The sequence below is a fragment of the Fictibacillus sp. 23RED33 genome, from assembly GCF_015903925.1.
In the GTDB taxonomy this organism is placed as follows: domain Bacteria; phylum Bacillota; class Bacilli; order Bacillales; family Fictibacillaceae; genus Fictibacillus; species Fictibacillus phosphorivorans.
The window spans coordinates 240211-246210 of the sequence record NZ_JACZDX010000005.1 but is presented as its reverse complement, the minus strand read 5'-3'; the positions used below and the strand labels follow the sequence as shown (position 1 = coordinate 246210).

The 6000-nt window shown below is 37.2% G+C and carries 6 protein-coding genes; 5 read left to right on the top strand and 1 reads right to left on the bottom strand.

Translation table 11 applies throughout. The features are described from left to right. Positions 1–22: 22 nt before the first annotated feature. A complete protein-coding gene (cysK, locus tag IHV09_RS17115; RefSeq protein ID WP_197131743.1) occupies positions 23–955 on the bottom strand; it encodes a cysteine synthase A in 933 nt (310 codons plus the stop codon). Positions 956–1066: 111 nt separating this feature from the next. Here cysK and thpR point away from each other — a divergent pair, with 111 nt between their 5' ends. The 5 genes from thpR (at position 1067) to pulA (ending at position 5928) form a co-directional block, all read left to right on the top strand. After that, a complete protein-coding gene (gene thpR, locus IHV09_RS17110; RefSeq protein ID WP_197265021.1) occupies positions 1067–1624 on the top strand; it encodes an RNA 2',3'-cyclic phosphodiesterase in 558 nt (185 codons plus the stop codon). A 24-nt stretch (positions 1625–1648) separates the two neighbouring features. Further along, complete coding sequence (locus tag IHV09_RS17105; RefSeq protein ID WP_197193629.1) at positions 1649–2431, top strand: hypothetical protein; 783 nt, start codon at positions 1649–1651, stop codon at positions 2429–2431. A 48-nt stretch (positions 2432–2479) separates the two neighbouring features. Continuing rightward, positions 2480–3403: a diacylglycerol/lipid kinase family protein gene (locus IHV09_RS17100; RefSeq protein ID WP_197265020.1), complete on the top strand. Its 924-nt coding sequence runs from the start codon at positions 2480–2482 to the stop codon at positions 3401–3403. 25 nt (positions 3404–3428) lie between these two features. Beyond that, the gene (locus IHV09_RS17095) at positions 3429–3632 is read left to right on the top strand and encodes a hypothetical protein (RefSeq protein WP_197265019.1); all 204 of its coding nucleotides are present in this window, start codon (positions 3429–3431) and stop codon (positions 3630–3632) included. Positions 3633–3789: 157 nt separating this feature from the next. Next, complete coding sequence (gene pulA / locus IHV09_RS17090; protein WP_197265018.1) at positions 3790–5928, top strand: type I pullulanase; 2139 nt, start codon at positions 3790–3792, stop codon at positions 5926–5928. Positions 5929–6000: the final 72 nt, after the last annotated feature.

Below are 6000 nucleotides of genomic sequence, written 5' to 3'. Positions count from 1 at the left end.
CTGTTTGGGATGCTTTTGTCATTTATTCAAATTGAAACAGATCACTCGATAAATAACGTTCGCCTGAATCACACGTCATACAGATTACGACTTCACCTTTTTTGCGTTTTTCTGCAATTTTTAAAGCGGCATATACAGCTGCTCCTGATGATGGACCGACCAAGATCCCTTCTTCTGAAGCAAGACGTCTTGTGATCGTATACGCGTCTTCATCATTAACTTGAACAATCTCATCATAGACCTCTTGATTTAAGATTGGTGGGATGAAACCAGGACTTGTTCCTACTAATTTATGTTTCCCGGGCTTTCCTCCCGAAAGAACAGGAGACCCTTTTGGTTCTACAACATGAACAGTTAAATTTGGAAAAAATGTTTTAAGCTGTTCACCCGTACCTGTTATCGTTCCTCCTGTACCAGCGGGTGCGATAAAAGCAGTAAAGGGCTTGTTTAACTCTTCGATGGCTTCTTTAATCTCAATCGCTGTGCTTCCTCTGTGTGCATCAGGGTTTGAAGGGTTCTCAAATTGCATAGGCATATAGCTGTTTGGAATTTCCTCTGCAAGCTCTCTGGCTTTTTTAATTGCTCCAGGCATCTTTTCATCACCAGGAGTTAGCACCACTTTTGCTCCATATGCTTTTAAAAGATTAATTCTTTCTTCTGTCATCGTATCAGGCATCACAATAATGGAAGAATAACCTCTAGCGGCCGCATTCATAGCGAGTCCGATCCCTGTATTTCCTGAAGTAGGTTCTATAATGGTAGAGCCTTCTTTTAAGAGACCTTTCTGTTCTGCATCAACGATCATATTATAGGCAGCGCGGTCTTTAAGGCTTCGACTAGGGTTGTAATACTCTAGCTTCACATATACATCTGCTCCCTCTTGATGAGGAAGGCGGTTTAACTTTACGATAGGTGTATCACCGATTAATTCCGCGATATTTGTAACAACTCTCATAAACTGCACTCCTTTTTCTTGCTGATTCGATTATAACAAATAAGTCACGCGGGAAAAAAGCAGATGAATCCATGTATTCTTTGATAAAATAAATGAAGGTGTGTGAGAAGTATGCAAAGACATTATTTTTTGGCACTAAAGCTTCCTGATGAGACCAAAACAAAGCTTGCGAATATATGCAATCTTATAAGGAATGAACATCATTTTAAAACATGGGTACATCCTGATGACTTTCATATCACTTTAGCTTTTCTAGGTGCTGCTTCGTTAGAACAGCTTCAAAAACTGCAAGAATTACTTAACGAAAAAATGAGTATAACAGAGGGTGGTTTTTCACTACAAATAAACCAATTTGGCTTTTTCGGAAACGAACAACATCCAAGGATCTTTTGGGCAGGTGTTGAAGAAGAATACTGTTTATATACTCTGCAAAAACAAGTGGCTTATGTATGTGAAGAGGTAGGTTTTCAACTTGATAAAAGACCTTATGCCCCGCATATAACGCTTGCACGGAAACATATAGAGTCAGACTGTAATCCCCTGAATTCTCAGCAGTGGTGGAGACGATACGGTGAAAACATTCGATTCCAAGCTGATGAAGTGGTTATCTATGAAACACATATAGAGAAACAGCCCAAATACCATGTTTTACACTCTTATTCGGTATAGAGTGATGAAAAGAAAGGAGTTCGAATGGCGCAGCTTGTAAAATTACTTGATTATGTATCAAGATACGAAAATAATTTGCATCATTATCAATCGTTATTTATGCGGATTAAAGAAAATCGCTGGAGGGCATTTCAACAACAATATGGAACAGAAAATCGTAAGAAATCTCATCAAGAATTTCGGGAAAAATTATTTCATCATCAGATGAACTGGGCCACTTCGACTGTAAAAGAGATTTCAAACTGGGATAATAAATACCTCCATGATGAAACACTAAAGTTACTCATTCAAGGAATTCCTGATAATTACTTTTTGTTCTATGAACCTGTCTTTCAAGTGAAGAATACAGGAGTGGAACTAAATATAATTTTGGTAGGACCCACAGAGGTATGGCTGATCGTTTGGATGAATGGAGAAGGAATTTGGCAAGAAGCTGAAAATAAACGTTTCTGGAAAAATGTTCGAGATGAGCAGAAAGAAACCGTCTTGAGTCCATTTATTCGACTCGAACGCATGCAATCATTCGTTCGAGAAGCTTGGGAACCTTATCAAAAACAGCTGTCATTAAAAGCGTGTATTGTTGCACCGGATGCCTTTGTTGATTTTACGAGTGATTGGAGAAGAGTGAGCTATGTAGATAAACGCAATTTTAATGAATGGCATGCACTTCTTCAACAAAATCCGGCACCGATTAAAGGACTGCAATTAAAATTTGTGTCTGATCTCTTAAAATTAGGTGTAACGAATTCTCTATACAGAAAAGATCCTTTATCCAGTGAGTCTGAGATTCATTTTGAAGGTATTTGAGAGATTTTGTCGAATTACTTTTAAAAACATAAATCGAGGACGCACGGAATGAAAAAATATTTCTTTATCATTAACGCAAACAACGCAAAAGCGATTCAAACATTTGATCATTTAAAAAATGTAATGGACAAGGAATCGATAAGCTACCGAACGTTTTATACAGAGTATAGCGGTCATGCCACAGAAATTGCGAAGAAGATTACATACATAAACAAAGATGATATTAAAGCTGTTATTGCAGTTGGTGGAGACGGTACGGTCCATGAAGTTATAAATGGTATGAAAGAGAACCCTAGCATTCCTTTAGGGTTTATATCTGGAGGATCTGGTAATGATATCGTTCGTGTTTTAACGAAAGATGTTAAAGGGGTAAAAAAACAACTTCTATATCTTAAACGCAATCGAACGGCCAAGACTGACTCCGGAAGTATTCAGCTTTTAGGAAGAAGCAATAAGATCCAGTCTTTTATAAGTGCCGTTGGTATTGGTTTGGATGGAGAAGTCGCAAAGTTTACAAATGAAGCGACATACAAAAAGTATTTACATAAGCTGAAATTAGGTTCTCTTGCCTATGTTTTTACATTGTTTAAGGTTTTAAAATTTTATGTACCAGATTCCATGGAAATCAGAATCGATGGACATGAACATCAGTTTAGCAATGTCTGGCTTGTAGCTGTTGGTAACATGCCCTATTATGGAGGGGGTATGAAAATTTGTCCTTCCGCAAAGTGTAATGATGGAGTTTTAGATGTTTGTATTGTGCATGATCTATCTCTATTCAAACTTTTATTGCTCTTTGTTTCTGTATTTTGGGGTGGTCATGTTAACGTACAAGGAGTTTCTCAGTTTATAGGAAAAGAGATTGAAGTGATAACACGTAAATCAGTAGCCATTCATGCCGATGGTGAGTACAAAGGAACCACTCCGGTTCGTATTGAAGTTCAACCAGGTACGGTTTCAGTTAAAATATAATTTTAAAAACGAGTGGGGAATAAAAATGAAATGGACAGATTTTTTTAATATTGCTCTATTTGCCTTCCTTTGGGTTATGTTGATCGAAAAGAAGTCAGGTTTGAAGAAATGGATTTTAGATGTAACCAATGACCAGCTTATTCTTGGGATTGTTGTACCTGTCATCGTTTATGCGGCAATCGTTATTGTAGGGAGAATCATGAAGAATAAGTATTTAAATGCGGAGTGAAGATAAAAAACTTCTGTTAGTTATCTTCGCCAAATGCGTGAGGCCGCCTAAAGTAATCCTATCTTACTTTTAGGATAGGCCTCTTTTTCATAGATAGGAATAACAAATTCATTTTAAGTTCAATATGATGTAATAGCGATAAAAAGGGGTGAGGTCAATGAAAGTTGATCATATTTCAATGTCGGCATATATCGATGATTTTTCTATGATAACCATTGTAGTCTGTAACCCTTTTTCAATCATCCCGTCACTTTCATTGGTAGATGATAAGAAGGTATTGCAGCCATTAACCATCGATAAACAAGAACATTATCATAATCAAGTGATCTACAAATGCAGAACGAGAACGCCCATTGATTTAAAAAACCGATATTGGGTCACATATAACGATACAAAGATCCCTTTAATGATCGGTAGCATTGTACGGACCGAAAAGTTCGATAGCCTCTATTATGATGACAGTAGTCTTGGAGCGAATTACACACCAGAGAGTACGACATTTAAAGTTTGGTCTCCCGTTGCCTTTGCGATGATACTTAAGTATAAAACCAAACATTCTAATACCTTTGTTGAACAAAACATGTCACGGTCTGAAAGAGGAGTATGGCAAGCTACGTTAGACGGAAATCACCATCTTACAGAATATATGTTTGTCGTAAACGTAAATCATGAATGGATAGAAACAACAGATCCTTATTCGAGGTCGATTACTGCAAACGGAGTTCATTCGGTTGTCATCCATCTACCTGAGACAGATCCTGACGGATGGAATCGATCAGAAAAAAAGATAAACCTTCGTTCAAAAACAGACAGTATCATCTATGAAGTTCATATTCGGGATTTAACGATTCATTCTGATAGTGGTGTCTTAAATAAAGGAAAGTATTTAGGATTAACAGAACAAGGGACAAAAACATCCAATGGATTTCATACGGGATTAGAGTATATAAAAAGTCTTGGTGTTACTCATGTTCAGTTGTTGCCAGTAGCAGACTTTGGAAGCGTTGATGAAACAAGGCCAGATTCAGCGTACAATTGGGGATATGATCCGGTTCATTTCTTCTCTCCTGAAGGATCGTATGCTACAAATCCTTATGACCCGATCTGTCGAATAAAAGAGCTAAAAACTTTGATTCAGACTCTTCAACATAATGGGCTCTCGATCATTTTAGATGTGGTTTACAACCACGTCTATAAACGTGAAGAATCATCACTTGAAAAGCTCGTTCCTGGCTATTATTTTCGTTATGACGATGGCGGAAACCCGGTTAATGGAACGGGTGTAGGAAATGATACAGCATCTGAAAGGAACATGATGCGCAAGTTCATCTTAGATGCGCTAACTTTTTGGATGAGTGAATATAAAGTGGATGGATTTCGATTCGATCTGATGGGGATTCATGATGTTGAAACGATGAATCAGGCTGCAGAAAAGTTAAAATCTTTGAATCCTGGCGTGTTTTTACTTGGAGAAGGCTGGGATTTAAATACGAATTTAGAACCTGAAAGAAAAGCTTCTCTGTCATCTGCTAAGAAGATGCCATCCTATTCATTTTTTAATGATGCGTTTCGTGACCATGTTAAAGGAAGTATCTTTCCTAAGGGTCAAAGCGGGTTTATTAATGGTAATAATGATGAACGAATCAAACATCAGATGAGTCATGTGATGAAGGGTTATGCAGGTCAGCATGATAAATTTATTAAAGCTGAACAAAGCATTAATTATACAGAATGTCACGATAATCACACATTGTACGACCTTTTGTACATTCGGCACCCCTTCGAAGATGAAGTAATGAGAAGGAAGAGACAACAGCTTGCTTTAGCGATTACGATCTTTGCACAAGGCGTTCCATTTATCCATGCGGGGCAAGAATGTTTTCGAACGAAAAAAGGTGAAGAGAACAGCTATAATCTCCCCGACAATATCAATGCGTTCGATTGGAACCTTGTTGAGTTCTTTCATAAAGAAGTTGATTATTTTAAACATCTGATAGGTATAAGGAAATCACAGCCTATTTTTCGTGATAACTCTGTTGAGCTTTTGGAATGGAATGTACCAGATGGATGTTTAGGATTTAAGTACCACCTTCCTATCACCGATATAAAAGATGGTGCTTCTTATTGGAGCAAAGCTTTATTGCTTTTCAACCAAACGACTAAACCGATAATCATCCCTTTAGAACAGCATAGATGGATGATAGCGATTGAAGATGAAAGATACGATAATGTAGTATTAAATGAGGATTCGTATAGATTAGAACCGTTATCTTTTTCTTTGCTTTATTCTGTTTAGAATTGTAAAGAATCAAGAATCAAGTGCTTTTCTTGATTTTTTGTGTTAAAATAATGACTTCGCAGTAATTTA